The sequence below is a fragment of the Rhodopseudomonas sp. genome, assembly GCF_036404135.1.
In the GTDB taxonomy this organism is placed as follows: domain Bacteria; phylum Pseudomonadota; class Alphaproteobacteria; order Rhizobiales; family Xanthobacteraceae; genus Rhodopseudomonas_A.
Genome location: NZ_DASWPE010000137.1, coordinates 1 through 2,402 on the forward strand (window position 1 = coordinate 1; position 2,402 = coordinate 2,402).

Consider the following 2,402-nt stretch of genomic DNA (forward strand, 5'->3'; position numbering starts at 1 on the left):
TGGTGTCTCGCAACCCGATCCTACCGGGCAAATCGCCGATGGCCGCCGCAAAGCCGCCCGCCCGCTACGGCGCTATTTGAGGTCGCGCGTGCGGGCGGCTTTGCTCTACCGAGCTACACCACTTGGCGGGACACGACCCTCGGCGGCCTGGTCGGCTATAATTTCGGTCCGGTAATTACCCAGTTCTACCTGACGCGCGACGTCGCCGAGTCGAATTACGATGGCTATGATACGCGGTTCTGGACCCGAGTGATCGTGCCGCTGTGGAATCCGGACGCGTCGCCGCCGCACCGGCCGCTGATCACCAAGTAACTGCTCGTGCGAGCAGCGTAGCGAGCCGTCATCCTGAGAGGCTGACTCAAAGAGCGATCCATAAAATCAGGCATTAGATCCGTCATTGCGAGGAGCTCTTGCGACGAAGCAATCCAGGGCCATGCATGAAGCCCCTGGATTGCTTCGCTGTTCGGCCGGCGGCGCGCGCCGCCCTCGGCTCGCAATGGCTGCAAAAATCACTTTACGCGGAGCTTGACACTTCGTGGCAATATGACTATATTCCCATCACCTGATCCCATCGAGGGGCGTGTCCTGGGACGCTTGGAGATGCGGGGTGAGGCGGTGGCGCCTGCGGGCCGGGGAGGACGTCTCCCTGCGCACTCGGGACGCTTCGGGTCGCCGTCCGGCTCCACTAGGAGAGTCTGCCACTTGTTAGTTGGCTGAACGCGGTGCAGGTGAACGGCGGGAAACCGCCCGGGATCGGCGGTGCGGAGTGCATCGCGCCTGCACCCGGAAGCACGGTCCGGAAGCGAAAAATCGCCACGGTGGAGCGTCGAAAGGCGTTTCCGCGGCCTCTGCGGTCCGGCGCTCCGGTCTGCACGCTGCGGCCACTACTTGGAAGTCGCGCCTTTCGGCGCTCCGCCTCCCTCATTTCCGGGAGGCGCCCTGAGCCTTCCCTTCACGCAAAGATCTTTGCGGGCAACGCGCCCTCACGCCTTGTCGCGCGCAGATCCATGCGAGGCTTGCTCAATGACAGCTCAGGCCAGTGCGATGTCGGTCAAAGGAAAGTCGTTACCCTTGCACAGCAAGGGAGCATCCATGGCTTTTGCGAGACCGTAGGCGAAGCAGTCGCCGTAATTCAACGCTGCGCGGTGTCCGGTTCCTTTGCCGAAGCGCAGATGCGCCGAACGGGCGAACCGGGCCTGGACGGCCGTGACCGATTCGATCCTGATGCCGGCCGCGGCGATGAAGTCGTCGAGCCATCGTTCTGCTTTTGCTGGAGGAATGTCCTTGAGCCCGCGCAGCACGATGGAGGTTTCGACGAGGTTAGCGGCGGACATCATGGGCTGGTCGTCGTCGGCAATGCGTCGTGCAAAATCTGAGGCGTCCTGTTCCTGTCGGAAGATCGCAATCACCGTCGAACTGTCGACCACGATCATCTTGGCAGCCCGTGCTCGTCATAGCCTAGGATCTCATCGGGGCTGCGTCCGGTGTCGGGGAGCGAAGCATATCGGTGGCCAATCTCCATCATCCGCTCAACCATCCTGTCAGGCTGGCGGCGCCGGCGTTCGCGGACGAGTTGCTCGCGCAACGCCGCGGTCACGGCGGCCGTCAGGCTCTCGCCGGTAAGTTGCGCCAGTTCGGTCGCCAGCCGATGGGCTTCATCGCTCTTGATGTTGAGGTGCATGCCACAATCTCGATTGTGGTAGAAATATAGCGAAGGTCTACCCTCCGATCAACGGATCGGGTGGCTTCACGCCCGCTCACGCCTTCGCCATCGCCTTGGAAAAGATCACCTCGATCAGCGTGCCGGAATGCGGCGCGGTCTTGATGTGGAACTGGGCGCGGTTGGCCTCTACCAGCGCCTTGGTTAGCGACAGGCTGACGCCCGGCGCCTCTGAGGCGTGATCGCTCGGCGGCGCGGTGCGGAACGGCTCCATCGCCGCGGCGAGTTCGTGCTCGGCGAGCCGGCTGCCGGTGTCGCGCACCCGCAGCACGACGTCGCCGAAATCCGACAACGCGGTGGAGACGATCACCTGGCCGCCGGCATTGGCGAGATGGATCGAGGTGCCGATCAGGTTCAGCGTGATCTGCCGCAGCGCCTGCGCGTCGGCGACGATCGGCGGCAGCAGATGCGCCAGCGAGGTACGGATGATGATGCGTTCGCGATTGGCCTGCGGCTGCATCACCGCGACGCATTGTTCGACCAGATCGTTGAGATCCTGGCTGGCGAAGGCAAGGTCGAGCTTGCCGGTCTCGATCCGCGACAGGTCGAGCTGGTCGTTGACGATCGCGATCACGCGCTCGCCGGAGGCGCGGATGTCGCGCATGTAGTCGACGTAACGCTCATTGCCGAGCGCGCCGAAGCGCTGCTCGATCATCACTTCGGCAAAGCCGATGATGGCGTT

3 protein-coding genes and 1 pseudogene are annotated in these 2,402 nt (G+C 63.6%); 1 reads left to right on the plus strand and 3 read right to left on the minus strand.

Annotated features, from left to right (window positions below; all coding sequences use genetic code 11):
• Positions 1-312: pseudogene (locus VGC77_RS16775) on the plus strand (hypothetical protein); the annotation flags it as partial.
• A gap of 719 nt (positions 313-1,031) precedes the next feature.
• Here VGC77_RS16775 and VGC77_RS16780 read toward each other — a convergent pair.
• From VGC77_RS16780 to VGC77_RS16790, 3 genes are all read right to left on the minus strand, one after another.
• Complete coding sequence (locus tag VGC77_RS16780; RefSeq protein ID WP_331172704.1) at positions 1,032-1,433, minus strand: type II toxin-antitoxin system VapC family toxin; 402 nt, start codon at positions 1,431-1,433, stop codon at positions 1,032-1,034.
• Positions 1,430-1,681, minus strand: coding sequence for a type II toxin-antitoxin system VapB family antitoxin (locus VGC77_RS16785; RefSeq protein ID WP_331172705.1), 252 nt, complete (start codon positions 1,679-1,681; stop codon positions 1,430-1,432). Before VGC77_RS16785 ends, VGC77_RS16780 begins: the two co-directional genes overlap by 4 nt.
• A gap of 76 nt (positions 1,682-1,757) precedes the next feature.
• The coding region (locus VGC77_RS16790; RefSeq protein ID WP_331172706.1) for a HAMP domain-containing sensor histidine kinase at positions 1,758-2,402 on the minus strand (645 nt) is incomplete at its 5' end.